Origin of the sequence: Maricaulis sp. (genome assembly GCF_048270095.1) — a bacterium.
In the GTDB taxonomy this organism is placed as follows: domain Bacteria; phylum Pseudomonadota; class Alphaproteobacteria; order Caulobacterales; family Maricaulaceae; genus Maricaulis.
Map to the genome: position 1 here is coordinate 71,925 of NZ_JBLWTL010000008.1, position 14,157 is coordinate 86,081.

Below are 14,157 nucleotides of genomic sequence, written 5' to 3' on the forward strand. Positions count from 1 at the left end.
GCGGCGGACGCGTGCCGAAAGCCGCAATCGCGGCAATCAGCAAGCCGAGCGCCGCTCAAACGCATCACGCTCCTCCTCGCGGGACCGCGGCGGCCAGCCGGCCGCGACGCCGAACCGGCCGGACAATAGTCGCGGCGAGGCCCGTCCACCCGCGAGCCGCTCGGACCGGAGTTCACCACGCGGCGACCGCGTCCAGGACCGTCGGGCGGATCGCCCGGCTCCTCGCAGCAACCGCGGAGATCGCACACCCGGGCGCGGTGCGCCCGTCATGGACCGTGCCGATCCTCGCCTGCAGCCGGCGCCGGTCCAGGGCAGCGGCGGACGGGGCACCCGCACCGGCCGTTCCGATTCCCATCCCGGTAGTAGTGGTCGTGGTCCACGCACGCCCGGTTCCGGAACATATCGCCCCGGCACTCAGCCTGGCCGCGACGGGGCGCTCAACCCGCGCGGACCAAGATCAGGGTCCACCGGTCCCGGCTCACGCCCGGGACGCGATGGTGCCTATAATCCACGCGGACCGCGACCCGGCACGACTCGACCCGGCACCCGGCCGGGTCGCGATGGCGCCTATAACCCGCGTGGACCGAGAACCGGGACCACCCGCCCCGGCTCACACGACTACCGCCCGCCCGCCCGCCGGGCCGGCTATCGCGTTGATCGCCGCCGTCAGGAATACGCCCAACGGCGCCACTCCTTCTACCGCTCCGACCACCGCAGCGACATTCGCTGGGTACGTCATCTGAATGCTGGCTGGAACAATTCGCGCTATTACGGCCATTACGGTCCGTCGACCCGTTGGCGGTATAATTCGCGCTATTATGACCATGGCTACAACACCCGCCAATTCGCCTATTACGACCGGGCTTGCCACTATGAACGCAATGGCAATGGCACGGCAGTCGGCGCCATTCTCGGCGCGATCATTGGCGGTGCTGCAGCCGATGGCGATAATGTCGGGGCCGGAATCCTGCTCGGCGCCGGCTTTGGTGCCGTGCTCGGCAGCGCCGTCAGCCAGCTCGATGATTGCGACAAGGTCCAGTATCAATACGCGATGAATTACGCCTTCGAGAACGGGCAACCCTATTATTGGGGCAATCCCTATTCCGGCGTGCGCGGCAGTATCGTGATCCGCGACAGCTACACCTATGCCAATGCAGAATGTCGCTGGGGCGATGCCGAGATCTACATGCCGGACGGGACGTTCAGCTATGACCAGGTCCGGATGTGCCGTGATGCCTATGGCGACTGGGAAGTCGCCCGGCAGCAATAATCAGCTGCAGCGCTGATCAGACAGGGGCCGGACCGGCAAGGACCGGCCCCTCTTTTTGCTTGCCGCGCCAGGGCTTCCGGTACTAGCCTTTGTCATCAGGGCAGACTGTTCATCCTCGGCTCATCGCTCCGGCATTATGGTGTCGGTGAAAGTCGGGTCAGACATGACCTGCCCACGCCAGGAGACCGACATGAAACTGCTGACAACCGCCCTGCTCGCCGCCACAGCCTTCGCTGTCGTGGCGCCCACTGCCTCGGCGCAGGCTTATGGCAATTGCGAATCCGACCGTCAGGGCCGGCAGGTCGCCGGCGCGATCATTGGCGGGATCCTTGGTGCCGTCATCGGCAATGAACTGGCTGATGACTCCAATAATCAACGTGAATACCGCCGCGGCGGCCGCAGACACCACACGCCCTATCGCGGCCGGCATCACCGCAATGACCGCGGCAATGCCGAGGAAGTTGGCACGATCGCCGGCGCCGGTGTTGGTGCCCTGATCGGAGCCGGGATTGCCGGCGGCGGTGATCCATGCCGCCCCAGTGGCTACACCCAAAGCTATAACGATTATGAGGCCTACCCGGGCAAGCCCGGCTACGCCGATAATTCCTACCAGGATCAGGGTTATCGCGGCTATCCCACGCAAGGCTATCGCGATGACGGCACCGATTATGGTTATGTCGACGGCTATGATTCCTACTCATCGACCCAGTTGATCGGAGGCGCCCAGGCCAGCCAGGATGCGCGCATCTACAATACCGGCGCCCAGGACTGGAATTGTCAGTGGACCTCGACCCGCCGCATGGACGAGTACGGCCAGGCGACCGTTGACCAAGTCTATATGTGCCAGGGGAATGACGACATCTGGCGCCCCTACGACACCTATACCCAATAAGCGGCGACCCGCTTCGCGATCAAGCCGGGTCAACATTCCGGCGGGCGGCAATCAGGTATTCCTGATTGCCGTCCCCACCCTTGACCGGACTTTCGATGACATCGCGCACGCGAAAGCCCTCGAGACCGTCCAGCTCGGCACGAACCTCCGCGACAGCGCGGGCGCGCTCTTTCGCACTTTTCACCAGCCCCCCGCGCCCGATCGCGGCCCTGCCAACTTCGAACTGGGGTTTGATCAATGCGATCAGATCGGCCTGGTTCGCGGCCAGGGACATTGGTCTGGGGATTACTTTCAGCAAGGAAATGAAGCTGGCATCGCAGACGATCAGCGAAGGCGGTTCGGCAAACGCCGCCGCAGTCAGCCTTCTCGCATCCACCCCTTCCATTGAGACGACCCGGGGATCGCAGCGCAAGCTGGGGTGAAGCTGGCCATGCCCGACATCGACGGCGTGGACCCGCGCGGCACCGCGCTCGAGCAGAACCTCGGTAAAACCGCCAGTCGATGATCCGACATCAAGGCAAATGCGCCCGGCCGGGTCGATCGCGAAGCGGTCCAGACCGGCGACAAGCTTGAGCGCTGCCCTCGAGACATAGGGATGAGCCGGACGGGCCTGCACGATGGCGCCCTCGGCGATTTTTTGTGACGCCTTGGTGACCACCTGCCCGCCGACGCTAACCATGCCGGCGGCAATCGCCTCCTGCGCCTTGGCGCGAGTCTCGATCAGGCCATGATGAACCAGGTAGAGATCGGCGCGCATCACAACACGACCCGATAGCGGCATTTTTGCCGGATACCATGCTCATACATCACATGATCCACGGGTATATCGACGGTTTCGACCAACTCGGCGGAGACCCGGCCACAGACACGCCGCGAGGCAAGATTTTCCGGATTGCAGGTGATCCAGGCCTCCCCATATCCGAGATTCCGCATGACCTCCAGCGCGAGCCGGCATGCCGTGCCGGCATGGCCGCGGCGGCGAAACGCCGGGTAAACCTCATAGCCGATCTGGCCGAAATAGCGTTTGAGGTCTTCGCTCTCACCCAAGCGGATCCGAAGCTCGCCAACGGTTTGCCCCGCCGTCTCGATAGCGTATCGCAGGGTGGGAACATGGGTCGGAGCACACGGCTCGAGATACCCGGAGAGCCGGATCGAAACGCCGTCGCCACTCAGCATTTCCGGCGGCATCTGCCCGATCGCCCTCACTGCGGGTTCACCGGCCTATTCGGCCAGCATCGGCGCGACCACGGATTTCGCCTGGTCCTGATTGCGGCCCAGGGCCTGCAGTGCGGTGGCCGCGATGTGCCGGGCATTGAGACCGGCCGTGTCATACATCTTGAACGGCGCGTCATGATCCTGGAACACATCCGGCAGCGTCATGGTGCGGACCTTCAGCCCATGGTCGAGCGCGCCGCGTTCGGCGAGAAGCTGCAAGACGAAAGCGCCAAATCCGCCGCGCGCGCCCTCTTCGATCGTCACCAGGACTTCATGTTCGCGCGCCAGGCGCAGGATGAGGTCTTCATCGAGTGGTTTGGCAAAGCGAGCATCGGCCACAGTGGTCGAATAGCCTTGGGCGCCCAGCGCATCGGCAGCCTTGAGCGCCTCTTCCAGCCGTGTGCCCAGAGACAGCAGGGCGATACTGGTGCCTTCCCGCACGATCCGGCCCTTGCCGATGGCGAGCGGCTCAATCACGGCCGGCATTTCAAGCCCCAGCCCATTGCCACGCGGATAGCGGAAGGCGGACGGGCGGTCATCAATCTGAACCGACGTCGCGACCATGCGCGCCAGCTCGACCTCATCGGCAGCCGCCATCAACACCATGCCCGGCAAGGCACCGAGATAGCCAACATCGAAGGAACCGGCATGGGTGGCGCCATCGGCACCGACCAGACCGGCCCGGTCGATCGCGAAACGTACAGGCAAGCCCTGGATCGCGACATCATGGACAACCTGGTCATAGCCGCGTTGCAGGAAGGTCGAATAGATCGCCGCAAACGGCTTCATGCCATCGGCAGCGAGGCCAGCGGCAAAAGTAACCGCGTGCTGTTCGGCGATGCCGACATCGAAACAGCGGTCCGGGAAGCGCTCGGCAAACAGGTCCAGCCCGGTGCCGGCCGGCATCGCGGCGGTGATGCCGACAATCCGGTCATCGGTTTCCGCTTCACGGATCAATTGCTGCGCGAAGACCTTGGTATAGGAAGCCGGGCCACCGGCGGCCTTTTGCTGTTCGCCCGTGACGACGTTGAACTTCGCGACGCCATGATATTTGTCGTCGGCCGCCTCGGCCGGGGCATACCCCTTGCCCTTCTGCGTCACGACATGGATCAGGACCGGACCATCATCGCCGTCGCGGATATTGCGCAGCACCGGCACCAGTTGATCGAGATCATGCCCGTCGATCGGGCCGACATAGCGAAAGCCCATCTCCTCGAACAGGGTTCCGCCCATCGCCATGCCACGCATGTATTCTTCGGCCTTGCGGGCCGGGCCTTCAACGCCGATAGCCTTGGCAACGCCCTTGCCGAGCTTGCGCAGGCTGCGATAACTCTGCGACGACACCAGACGGGCGAAATAATGGCTCATCGCCCCGACCGGCGGCGCGATCGACATGTCATTATCATTGAGGATGACGATCAGGCGCTTGTCGAGCCCGCCGGCATTATTCATCGCCTCATAGGCCATGCCCGCCGACATTGAGCCATCACCGATAACGGCGATGACATTATTGCTCTCGCCCTTGAGATCCCGCGCGGCAGCAAAGCCCAGCGCGGCGGAGATCGAGGTCGAGGCGTGGGCCGCGCCAAACGCGTCATATTCGCTTTCAGAACGCTTGGTGAAGCCGGACAGGCCCCCGCCCTGTCGCAGGGTGCGAATCCGGTCGCGACGGCCGGTCAGGATCTTGTGCGGATAGCATTGATGGCCGACATCCCAGATCAGGATATCCTCGGGCGTATTGAAGACATGGTGCAAGGCCGTCGTGAGCTCGACCACACCCAGCCCGGCGCCCAGATGGCCACCGGTCACCGAAACCGCGTCGATGGTCTCGGCGCGCAATTCGTCCGCCACCGCGATCAGCGTGTCACGATCAAGGTCTCTCAGATCGGCTGGCGTGGTGATGCGGTCGAGATTGGGCGTGCTTGTGGTCATGCGAATACCAGCCTTTCAGGAGCGGCGATTGAGAACATAATCAACCGCTTCTTTGAGAGTGTCTGCCCGCGCGCCAAACGGTTCGAGATGATCCTTGGCCTGCGCGGCCAGATGCTGCGAACGGTCCTGCGCGCCCTCAACCCCCAGAATGGTGACAAAGGTGGCTTTTCCTTGACCGGCATCCTTGCCGACCGCTTTTCCTGTGTCCGCCGCGCTTCCGGTCGCGTCGAGCAAATCATCCGTTATCTGATAAGCCAGCCCGAGATCATGGGCAAACCCTTCGAGCGCCCGGCGGATCTGTGGCTCGACATCGCGCAGGATAGAAGCGGTCTCGGCGGCATAGCTGATCAGGGCGCCGGTCTTCATCCGGTGCATGCGGGTGACGATCGAAATATCGAGCTCCTGGCGCTCACCGAGAATGTCGATCATCTGCCCGCCGACCATGCCATAGGGCCCGCAAGCGCGCGACAGGCGCTCGACCAGCCGGGCGCGGACGCTGCCGCGATTATGGGTGTCGGGATGGGCGAGAATTTCGAAAGCGACGGCCTGCAGGGCGTCGCCGGCCAGAACCGCCGTCGCCTCGTCATAGGCGCGGTGCACGGTGGGCCGTCCGCGGCGCAGGTCATCATCATCCATGCAGGGCAGATCATCATGGATCAGCGAATAGGCGTGGATACATTCCAGGGCCGAGGCGACGCGCAATAATCCGCGTTCATCGGCATTGACCAGCCGGCCGCATTCGATCGCCAGAAACGGCCGCAGGCGCTTGCCCGGCCCGAGCGCGGCATAGCGCATCGCCGAATTGAGCTGGCTCTCGGGGCCCTCGGCGCGCGGCAGAAGGGCATCGAGCGCGACGGTGACCCGATCGGCCGCCTCATTCAGGCGTTTCTCGAAACTGTCCATCACCCTCGCCTGTCCTGTTGCTTCTGGCCCGTTTCTAGCGGCCTGGTGGTTGCAGCCTGTTCTGCCCGTTTCATGACTGGCCCGTTCAACCGGCCCGGCAGATCAGCTTAGTGAAGGCGGGATCCGTTCGGCACAGCCTGATCGGGCGTCATCAACACGATCTCTCCCTTGCCATCAGAAACGCCAAGAGTCAGCACTTCAGAGCGCATCGGGCCGATTTGACGCGGTGGAAAATTCACCACAGCCAGCACTTGCTTGCCGACCAGGCTTTCCGGCGTGTAGTGGGCGGTAATCTGGGCCGATGACTTTTTCTCCCCCAGCTCTCCGCCAAAATCGATCCAGAGCTGGATCGCCGGCTTGCGGGCCTCGGGAAAATCGGCCGCACGAACAATCGTGCCAATCCGGATGTCGAGCTTGAGAAAGTCCTCGATCGTGGCGTTCGAACCGGTCACCGGATCAGTCCAGCCCCGCGGGCTCAAGGGCCGGCTTGCCGTCTTCACCGCGGACGATTTTTTCGACCTTCAATTCCGCATCTTTCAGCTTGCCATCGCAATGGGCGCGCAGTGCGGCGCCACGCTCATAGATCGCGATCGAGCGTTCGAGCTCGACTTCGCCGGATTCCAGCTGCTGAACGATGGTCTCCAACTGGGCCAGTGCCTGCTCAAAACTCATCGTCTCGATATCGGCATTGGGTGTGTCGGCCATAACGACTCTCCTGCAAGGTCTGCAACATAGGCAGCCGCCCTCCGGGCGGCAAATCCGCATTTACCGTGGGCGGTATTCATAGTGTCGGAAGGACCAGTAGCTGTCGCCGCCGTCCCGGACGCAACGCCAGCCGAGCGCCCGCATATGCGGACGCATCATGCGGTTGAACCATCCGTGGGCGCACAGCAGGACCGGCCCCGACTGCGCGGCCTCGACCAGCGTGCGCGCGGCGAGAGCGGCGCGTTTTTCCGCATCCTTGCGGCTTTCGCGGCCGCGCGAAAACCCCTGCCACCACGAGCAACGCGCGAACACGCCCCAGGTCTTGGCCATGAAGCGGCCGGCCATTGCCGGCGGCGGCAATTCGGCTTCGATGAAACAGGCATCAATCACCAGTTCACGGTCCGGCGCAACGGCCCGCGCCGTCTCGATGGCTCGCCGCAATGTGCTGGCGAAGATGGTCTCGGCGGCGGCGGCAACGGCGATCAGATCGTCCGGTGGAGTCTGGTCGGGATGGAGCCCGGCCGGCTGATAACAGTCATCCCACCAGCGCTCATAGCCACGCCAGTCGAGCATGGTTGTGCGATCGGCGTCGGGTCTGCCATGCCGGGCAATGGTGATCAGGCCCGGTTTCGCCGGAGGAGGTGTCAAATCGGTTCTGGGCATCGACTGGCTGATGGGGTCCGAAACATTCAGCCGGCGCGCCCCTTCGCGACCGGTCTGACCAGATTTCATGCCTCGGCCAAGGCCTGCACAAAGGCAGCAGCCGAGCGGCCAAGCGCCGGGCAGTCGTATCCGCCCTCCAGCACGGAAACAAGCCGCGAGGACGCAAATTCTGCGGCAAGGCCAGCCAGTTCCGTGGCCGCCCAGGCAAAATCCGCCTCCAGCAAGGCGAGACCGCTGGCCGGATCGCGTTCATGGGCATCGAATCCGGCGGAGACGAAAATGAAATCCGGCCGGAAGGCGGCGAGCGCCGGCTTCAGCCCGGCTTCAAAGGCTTCGCGCCAGGCGACCCCGCGTGTCCCCGCCATCAAGGGCAGGTTGACGACATTCCCATTGAGCCCCGTCTCCCCGGCGGCACCGGTACCGGGATAGAGCGGTGACTGGTGCAGGGATCCGAAGAAGACCCGCTCATCGGTCTCGGCCAGGCATTGCGATCCATTGCCGTGATGCACGTCGATATCGATGATCGCGACGCGCGACAATTTGTGAATTTCGAGCGCGTGCAGCGCCGCGATCGCAATCGAATTGAGCAGGCAAAACCCCATCGCCCGATCCGGCTCGGCATGATGGCCGGGCGGGCGGGCCAGACAGAAAGCGGCATCGGCCTCGCCCGCCATGATACGGTCAACGGCATTGATCGCGCCTCCGGCCGTGGCCAGGGCCGCGTCCCAGGACTCGCGACAGACCTTGGTATCGAGATCCAGCGCGACCCATTCTGCCGCTCCTGCCGTGAGGCAGGCGGCGCGGACACGCTCGATATAGTCAGCCGTATGAAAGCGTTCGACCGCCGCAATCCCGGACGGTGTCGCCAAGTGCCAGACCGGTTGTGCCAATCCCGCCAGCGCCTCACGGACGGCGGTGTAGCGCCCCTCATGTTCGGGGTGGCCGGGCGGGACGCGATGCATCTGGCTGGCCGGATTGTCGATGACCAATGTTCTCATGGGGTCAGTCTGTTCTGATATTCACATTGCACAAGACCCTGGGGCCAAAATCGCCGATGACACAGCTGCGATGCGCGCCGCGTCGAGACGACGCGCATCGGGCCATGGCACGCCTCAATGCCCCAGCGACACATCCATGATTTTCACACCCGGGGGTGCCGGCACATCCTCAGGCACGAAGAAATCGGGCAGGAGCTCGATCCCGGGCACATAGCTGTACTGCTCGAAATCGCGCTCGCCCTCGTCATAGAGGAAGCTGTCATCGATCAGGAAATTGCCGGTGAAGCTCGCCGCCGGCTTGTTGAGGACGCGATAGGCCGTCTCGGCGAGGATTTCCGGCTTGCGACAGGATTTCATCGCCTCGTCATCGGCCAGGATATTGGAGATGGCGGCGGTTGCGACGGCCGTGCGCGGCCAGATCGCATTGGCGGCGATGCGGCCCTTGAATTCCTCACCCCAGCCCAGAATGCACAGGCTCATCTGGTATTTGGCGCTGGTATAGGCGACGTGCGGCCCAAACCACATTGGCCGCATGTCCAGCGGCGGCGACAAGGCGATAATGTGTGGATTCTCGGCCTTTTCCAGCCAGGGCAGGCATTTCTGCGTGACCATGAATGTGCCGCGCCCATTCACCTGGTGCATCAGGTCATAGCGTTTCATCGGCACGTCGCCGGTGCCGCGCGGGAAGATCGCCGAGGCGTTGTTGATCACCGCATCAATGCCGCCAAAACGGTCCGCCGCGGCGGCCACCGCGGCCTCGACCTGGGCTTCGTCGCGGATATCACATTTCACCGCCAGCGCCTGGCCACCGGCCGCTTCGACGGCCTTGGCCGCCGAGTGGATCGTGCCTTCGAGCGTGGCCTGTTCGGTGTCCGACTTGGCGGCGATGACGATGTTGGCGCCATCGCGGGCACAGCGCTCGGCGATTGCCAGGCCAATACCGCGGCTGGCGCCGGTGATGAATATCGTCTTGTTCTTGAGGCTCATGGCGCTCTCCCGGTCTGTTTGCCTGAACGGGAGGTTAGAGCGCTATTACAAGCCGCGCCAGACCCGGCCTGATGGACAATACAGCCCCGGCTCGCTGCGACAGCGCGCGAAGGTGAAGGGCACGGTCTCGGCGCGGCCAATCACGTGCGAAATCGGCACGAAACCCGGCCCGTCAGCGGCACGGCTATCGGTCGAATTGTCGCGATTGTCGCCCATCAGGAAAATCCGGCCGGCGGGGATGATGACCGGGCCAAACTCGTCGAGATACTGACGGTCGTCGCGCTCATAGATTTCATGTTGGAAACCCTCCGGGAAGGTCTCGACATAGTGCTCGACCTCGACGACTTCCGGATAGCCGTGGAATTGCCGGTAGCTACGCTGACCGACCCGTTCACGCTCGACCACATTGCCATTGATGTAGAGACGTCCTTCACGCACCGCGATCTCATCGCCAGGCAGACCGATTACGCGCTTGATCAGCGTCAGGTTCTGGCGTGTATCACGCAGCACCACGACATCACCACGATCCGGTACGGCCCAGCCAATACGGCCGTCCCAGCTGTCGGGCAAATGATCGCCGAGCCCCAGCGGCAGGGAGTGGCGCGAATAGCCATAAGCCCATTTCGACACCAGGATCCGGTCGCCCACTTCCAGCGTCGGCTGCATGCTCTCTGACGGGATATAGAAAAAGGCGAAGGCGACCGACGTCATGGCAAACCACAGCCCCGCCACGCCGGCGAGGAAGTTCACCGCTTCACCCGCCTCGTCCAGGCCACGGCGCGCCCAACCCGGCAAGTGCCGGGTGATGGCCTCCAGCCGGCTCATCCTACAGCCCCTGCCAGACACGGCCGCTCGGGCAATGCAGCCCCTCTTCGCGGCGGCAGCGGGCAAAGGTGAACAAGACCGTCTCAGCGCGGCCGACCACATTCTCCAGCGGCACCAGACCCGGGCCCGGCGAGGCGCGGCTGTCGCGCGAGGCATCGCGGTTATCGCCCATCACGAACACGGTTCCGGGCAAGACCGTCACCGGCCCGTAATTGTCGAGCGGGTGGTTATCATCCTGCTCATAGATCGGGTGGCTGCGATCAAGCGGCAGGGTTTCGGTATAATGGGTGACCGTCTGGACGCGCTGGGTCGGATGTTCGCGGAAACTGCGGATATCCTCGAGCACGCGTTGCGGGGCTTCGCCATTGATATAGAGCCGCCCGTCACGCACTTCGATCACGTCGCCGCCAATGCCGATGACGCGCTTGATCAGATTGCGCGGCGGCGATTGGCGCTCGTCGCGAAAGACGACGACATCGCCGCGGCGCGGTTCCGACCAGGCCAGACGCGCATTCCAGGTGTCCGGCAACATATAGCCGACACCCAGCGGCAGGGAGTGGCGCGAATAGCCATAGGCCCATTTCGAGACCAGAACCCGGTCGCCAACTTCCAGCGAGGGCTGCATGCTTTCCGACGGAATGTGGAAGGCAGCAAAGCCGAAAGTCACCAGGCCAAGCCAGACAGCGGCCACCCCCACCAGGAAGCGGCCGGTCTCGACGACTTCATCGGCGGCACGGCCCGCCAGGCGTTTTACAAGAGGGCTCATTTCAGTTTCACCGCAGTTCCGTAGGCGAGGATTTCAGCCGTTCCTTCCATCACCGTCGAGGTGGCAAGGCGGAAGGTGATAATTGCATCGGCGCCGAGTTCTTCGCCATGGCGAACCATCCGGTCGAGGGCCTGCTCACGGGTCTCGGAGAGAAGCTTGGTGTATTCCGGCACTTCGCCGCCAACCAGATTGCGCAAACCGGCGACAAAATCGCGTCCGAAGAAGCGCGCCCGCACGACATTGCCGCGCGCCACACCGACCACGCAGTCAATCTCGCGGCCGGGAACTGTGTCGGACATGGTTACGATCAAGCTCATTTCATTTCCCCTCTATGTGCCGGTCATCAGGACTGCCGGTCATCATCACCGTCATCGCAAGTGTGCAGATACATCAGTGCGATGCCCGCAGCCGGCATTGCGACCACACCGACCCAGACAAGATTGTAAGGATAGGCGAAGCGCCAGCCAACCGACAGGTCGAGCACCAGCAGGATGAGATAAATCACCATGCCGCCAGCCAGCAAGGCCAGTCGGCCATAATCGCGCAGCCAGATAAGTGCAGTCTGAAGCATACCGTCCTGCATCCTGTAGTCGATCCTGTCTGCCGCATACGCCGAATTCAGGGCACAACCAAGGCCGCGAAGCCTCGCAGCGATGATTTGCCCGGTCGCGTGATATCCTGGCCGCACCCTGTTTCAATCCCCGCCACAGCGCCACAGGGACCGCCGCGCGCGCATTCCCCCTTGGCCTGCAAGCGCTAAACTGGGAGATTGTGCGCTGAAGGAGCTTGCCCCATGACCCAGACAATATTCGAACCCGAATCCGACCGCACCGCTGACCGTGACGAGCGCCTGATGGCCGGTTTGGGCTATATCCTGATCCTGCTCGGCAATATTGTCGGCGTCACGACACTGATCGCCGTCATCATTGCCTATGCACGCAAAGACACATCCCCGGGCTGGCTCCACTCTCACTATGTCTTCCAGATCCGCACCTTCTGGGTCGCGATCTTCGGCATTATCGCCAGCACCGGCCTGATCATGACCCTGATCCTGTCGCCCTTCGGCTTTCTCGGCTTCGGCATCGTCTGGCTCTGGGTGCTGATCCGCTCAATCATCGGCCTGATCCGGCTTGTTGATGGCCGCGGCAATGCGGATCCGGAAGGATATTGGGTTTAGGGAGCGCGCAGGACGCCGCCCCTACTCCACCCCGAACCCCACATCCTGGATCATCTCCACGCCCATCGTGATGTCGTCGACCCGCGCATGCGCCAGGGTGAGGACGGCTTCGCAATAAAAGCCGGCGAGGGCGATGCGCTGGGCGGCGAAGACCGGGTCGCCGAGCTTGTCTTTCTGGCGGCGGCGGGCGGCGACGGCGCCGATGCAGAGCATCCAGCCGCCAATGACTTCACCGGCCAGGGTGAGGAAAGGCGTGGCCCCGGCGAGGACATCGGCCGGGTCGGCTTCGGACATCCAGGTAGCCGCTTCGCGCAGCGAGTCGAGGCCTTCTTCGAGGCGTTCACCCAGCAGGGGCAGGTCGGGATGGCTTGAGGTCGAGCAGGCTTCAATCGTCAATTCGATATCGGCATAGAGCTCGGTGAAGGCCGCGCCGCCCTGCATGTTGAGTTTGCGGCCGGCCAGGTCCATCGCCTGGATCGCATTGGTGCCTTCATAGATCGGGGTGATGCGGGCATCGCGCAAATGCTGGGCCGCGCCGGTCTCCTCGATATAGCCCATGCCGCCATGGATCTGGATCCCCAGCGAGGCAATCTCGACGCCGATATCGGTCGACCAGGCCTTGGCGATCGGGGTCAGCAATTCCTCGCGGCGCTTGGCGCTCGCGCGTTCATCCGCGTCCTCGGCATATTCCGACAGGTCGGCAGCGACGGCGCAGGCCATGCAGATGGCGCGCGAGGCGGCGATCTTGGATTTCATCATCGCCAGGGAACGCTGGATATCCGGGTGCTGGATAATCGGGTGAGGCCCCGGCCCCTTGCCGTCGATCGCCTTGCCCTGCTTGCGATCCCTCGCGAAGGCCAAAGCCTGCTGATAGGCGCGCTCGGCAATGCCGACACCCTGGACGCCGACATTGAGACGGGCCGAATTCATCATCGTGAACATGGCCTTCATGCCGGCATTCTCAGCCCCGATCAGCCAGCCCCTAGCGCCGGCATATTCCATCGTGCAGGTCGGTGAGCCATGAATGCCCAGCTTGTGCTCCAGCCCGATCGCGGTGACGCCATTGCGGCTGCCATCATCGAGAATCTTCGGCACGATGAAGAGCGACAGGCCCTTGGTCCCGGCCGGCGAGTCCGGCGTGCGCGCCAGGACGAGGTGGAGGATGTTGTCGGCGCAATCATGCTCGCCCCAGGTGATGAAGATCTTCTGGCCCGACACGGCCCAGCTGCCATCGCCATTGGGTTCGGCCTTGGTGCGCAGGGCGCCGACATCGGAGCCGGCCTGCGGCTCGGTCAGATTCATCGTCGCTGACCATTCGCCATTCAGCAGCTTGGGCAGATAGGTGTCGCGCTGTTCGTCGGTGCCGTGCACCAACAGAACCTCGATCGCGCCATAGGTGAGCATCGGGCCCAGGCCGAACGCCATATTGGCCGATTGCACCATTTCCAGCGTCGCAACTCCGAGCGCGCGCGGCAGGCCCATACCCCCGACCTTGGCCGGGAATTGCAGGCCCTGCCATCCGCCCTCGACGAATTTGGCATAAGCCTCCTTGAAACCCGCCGGCGTGGTGACGACGCCCTTGTCGAGCTTGCAGTGTTCGGCATCGCCAACCTTGTTGAGCGGCGCGAGCACGTCATTGGCCAGCTTGGCTGCTTCTTCCAGGATGGCGAGGGTGATGTCGTCGGTGAAGTCCGGGAAAGCGCCGGTCGCCTTCAACACATCAACGGCGGCAACTTCGATCAAGGTAAAACGAAGCTCGTCCACGGGTGCGCGATAGGTCATGCCATCTCTCCTGAAATCCGGGCCGCAGGATAGCGTGCGCGG

At 63.5% G+C, this 14,157-nt stretch carries 17 protein-coding genes; 3 read left to right on the forward strand and 14 right to left on the reverse strand.

The window, feature by feature from the left end; translation table 11 throughout:
- Window positions 1–268: 268 nt before the first annotated feature.
- Window positions 269–1,270 (forward strand): hypothetical protein, encoded by a 1,002-nt coding sequence (locus tag ACN0YJ_RS06880; protein WP_417495730.1) that lies wholly within the window; start codon window positions 269–271, stop codon window positions 1,268–1,270.
- A 190-nt stretch (window positions 1,271–1,460) separates the two neighbouring features.
- Window positions 1,461–2,162: a hypothetical protein gene (locus ACN0YJ_RS06885; RefSeq protein WP_417489763.1), complete on the forward strand. Its 702-nt coding sequence runs from the start codon at window positions 1,461–1,463 to the stop codon at window positions 2,160–2,162.
- A gap of 19 nt (window positions 2,163–2,181) precedes the next feature.
- Here the strand turns inward: ACN0YJ_RS06885 and ACN0YJ_RS06890 are convergent, their stop codons facing one another.
- The 13 genes from ACN0YJ_RS06890 to ACN0YJ_RS06950 all read right to left on the reverse strand — a co-directional run bounded on the left by ACN0YJ_RS06890 (window position 2,182) and on the right by ACN0YJ_RS06950 (window position 11,727).
- A complete protein-coding gene (locus ACN0YJ_RS06890; RefSeq protein WP_417495731.1) occupies window positions 2,182–2,943 on the reverse strand; it encodes a TlyA family RNA methyltransferase in 762 nt (253 codons plus the stop codon).
- On the reverse strand, window positions 2,919–3,350 hold the full coding sequence (locus tag ACN0YJ_RS06895) for a GNAT family N-acetyltransferase (protein WP_417495732.1): 432 nt from the start codon (window positions 3,348–3,350) through the stop codon (window positions 2,919–2,921). The genes ACN0YJ_RS06890 and ACN0YJ_RS06895 overlap by 25 nt, the downstream gene beginning before the upstream one ends.
- 33 nt (window positions 3,351–3,383) lie before the next feature.
- The gene (dxs, locus tag ACN0YJ_RS06900) at window positions 3,384–5,309 is read right to left on the reverse strand and encodes a 1-deoxy-D-xylulose-5-phosphate synthase (protein WP_417477461.1); all 1,926 of its coding nucleotides are present in this window, start codon (window positions 5,307–5,309) and stop codon (window positions 3,384–3,386) included.
- Between the two features lie 15 nt (window positions 5,310–5,324).
- Window positions 5,325–6,212 (reverse strand): polyprenyl synthetase family protein, encoded by an 888-nt coding sequence (locus tag ACN0YJ_RS06905; RefSeq protein WP_417477462.1) that lies wholly within the window; start codon window positions 6,210–6,212, stop codon window positions 5,325–5,327.
- Between the two features lie 107 nt (window positions 6,213–6,319).
- Window positions 6,320–6,664 (reverse strand): tRNA-binding protein, encoded by a 345-nt coding sequence (locus ACN0YJ_RS06910; RefSeq protein ID WP_417477463.1) that lies wholly within the window; start codon window positions 6,662–6,664, stop codon window positions 6,320–6,322.
- Window positions 6,665–6,668: 4 nt separating this feature from the next.
- A complete protein-coding gene (locus ACN0YJ_RS06915; protein WP_417477464.1) occupies window positions 6,669–6,917 on the reverse strand; it encodes an exodeoxyribonuclease VII small subunit in 249 nt (82 codons plus the stop codon).
- A 60-nt stretch (window positions 6,918–6,977) separates the two neighbouring features.
- Window positions 6,978–7,580, reverse strand: a complete 603-nt coding sequence (locus ACN0YJ_RS06920) for a histidine phosphatase family protein (protein ID WP_417495733.1) — start codon at window positions 7,578–7,580, stop codon at window positions 6,978–6,980.
- A gap of 65 nt (window positions 7,581–7,645) precedes the next feature.
- Window positions 7,646–8,578, reverse strand: coding sequence for a histone deacetylase family protein (locus ACN0YJ_RS06925; RefSeq protein WP_417495734.1), 933 nt, complete (start codon window positions 8,576–8,578; stop codon window positions 7,646–7,648).
- A gap of 114 nt (window positions 8,579–8,692) precedes the next feature.
- Window positions 8,693–9,565 (reverse strand): SDR family oxidoreductase, encoded by an 873-nt coding sequence (locus ACN0YJ_RS06930; protein ID WP_417495735.1) that lies wholly within the window; start codon window positions 9,563–9,565, stop codon window positions 8,693–8,695.
- Between the two features lie 45 nt (window positions 9,566–9,610).
- Window positions 9,611–10,390 carry a signal peptidase I gene (gene lepB / locus ACN0YJ_RS06935; protein WP_417495736.1) on the reverse strand — a complete coding sequence of 260 codons (780 nt, stop codon included), beginning with the start codon at window positions 10,388–10,390 and terminating at the stop codon, window positions 9,611–9,613.
- A 1-nt stretch (window position 10,391) separates the two neighbouring features.
- Window positions 10,392–11,156: a signal peptidase I gene (lepB, locus tag ACN0YJ_RS06940; RefSeq protein WP_417495737.1), complete on the reverse strand. Its 765-nt coding sequence runs from the start codon at window positions 11,154–11,156 to the stop codon at window positions 10,392–10,394.
- Window positions 11,153–11,473 (reverse strand): YbjQ family protein, encoded by a 321-nt coding sequence (locus ACN0YJ_RS06945; RefSeq protein ID WP_417477470.1) that lies wholly within the window; start codon window positions 11,471–11,473, stop codon window positions 11,153–11,155. Before ACN0YJ_RS06945 ends, lepB (ACN0YJ_RS06940) begins: the two co-directional genes overlap by 4 nt.
- A gap of 26 nt (window positions 11,474–11,499) precedes the next feature.
- Complete coding sequence (locus ACN0YJ_RS06950) at window positions 11,500–11,727, reverse strand: hypothetical protein (protein ID WP_417477471.1); 228 nt, start codon at window positions 11,725–11,727, stop codon at window positions 11,500–11,502.
- A gap of 222 nt (window positions 11,728–11,949) precedes the next feature.
- Between ACN0YJ_RS06950 and ACN0YJ_RS06955 the strand changes: the two genes are divergently transcribed.
- Entirely contained in the window at window positions 11,950–12,333 is a 384-nt protein-coding gene (locus ACN0YJ_RS06955) for a DUF4870 family protein (protein ID WP_417489402.1), read from the forward strand.
- Window positions 12,334–12,354: 21 nt separating this feature from the next.
- On the opposite strand, the gene ACN0YJ_RS06960 is transcribed toward ACN0YJ_RS06955, so the two are convergent.
- Window positions 12,355–14,115: an acyl-CoA dehydrogenase gene (locus tag ACN0YJ_RS06960; protein ID WP_417495738.1), complete on the reverse strand. Its 1,761-nt coding sequence runs from the start codon at window positions 14,113–14,115 to the stop codon at window positions 12,355–12,357.
- Between the last annotated feature and the right edge of the window lie 42 nt (window positions 14,116–14,157).

Bases quoted from the DNA above. Each gene is read 5' to 3' on its own strand.
- ACN0YJ_RS06880 (WP_417495730.1), top strand. From the start codon at position 269: ATGGACCGTGCCGATCCTCGCCTGCAGCCGGCGCCGGTCCAGGGCAGC.
- ACN0YJ_RS06885 (WP_417489763.1), top strand. From the start codon at position 1,461: ATGAAACTGCTGACAACCGCCCTGCTCGCCGCCACAGCCTTCGCTGTC.
- ACN0YJ_RS06890 (WP_417495731.1), bottom strand. From the start codon at position 2,943: ATGCCGCTATCGGGTCGTGTTGTGATGCGCGCCGATCTCTACCTGGTT.
- ACN0YJ_RS06895 (WP_417495732.1), bottom strand. From the start codon at position 3,350: ATGCCGCCGGAAATGCTGAGTGGCGACGGCGTTTCGATCCGGCTCTCC.
- dxs (WP_417477461.1), bottom strand. From the start codon at position 5,309: ATGACCACAAGCACGCCCAATCTCGACCGCATCACCACGCCAGCCGAT.
- ACN0YJ_RS06905 (WP_417477462.1), bottom strand. From the start codon at position 6,212: ATGGACAGTTTCGAGAAACGCCTGAATGAGGCGGCCGATCGGGTCACC.
- ACN0YJ_RS06915 (WP_417477464.1), bottom strand. From the start codon at position 6,917: ATGGCCGACACACCCAATGCCGATATCGAGACGATGAGTTTTGAGCAG.
- ACN0YJ_RS06920 (WP_417495733.1), bottom strand. From the start codon at position 7,580: ATGCCCAGAACCGATTTGACACCTCCTCCGGCGAAACCGGGCCTGATC.
- ACN0YJ_RS06925 (WP_417495734.1), bottom strand. From the start codon at position 8,578: ATGAGAACATTGGTCATCGACAATCCGGCCAGCCAGATGCATCGCGTC.
- ACN0YJ_RS06930 (WP_417495735.1), bottom strand. From the start codon at position 9,565: ATGAGCCTCAAGAACAAGACGATATTCATCACCGGCGCCAGCCGCGGT.
- lepB (WP_417495736.1), bottom strand. From the start codon at position 10,390: ATGAGCCGGCTGGAGGCCATCACCCGGCACTTGCCGGGTTGGGCGCGC.
- lepB (WP_417495737.1), bottom strand. From the start codon at position 11,156: ATGAGCCCTCTTGTAAAACGCCTGGCGGGCCGTGCCGCCGATGAAGTC.
- ACN0YJ_RS06945 (WP_417477470.1), bottom strand. From the start codon at position 11,473: ATGAGCTTGATCGTAACCATGTCCGACACAGTTCCCGGCCGCGAGATT.
- ACN0YJ_RS06950 (WP_417477471.1), bottom strand. From the start codon at position 11,727: ATGCTTCAGACTGCACTTATCTGGCTGCGCGATTATGGCCGACTGGCC.
- ACN0YJ_RS06955 (WP_417489402.1), top strand. From the start codon at position 11,950: ATGACCCAGACAATATTCGAACCCGAATCCGACCGCACCGCTGACCGT.
- ACN0YJ_RS06960 (WP_417495738.1), bottom strand. From the start codon at position 14,115: ATGACCTATCGCGCACCCGTGGACGAGCTTCGTTTTACCTTGATCGAA.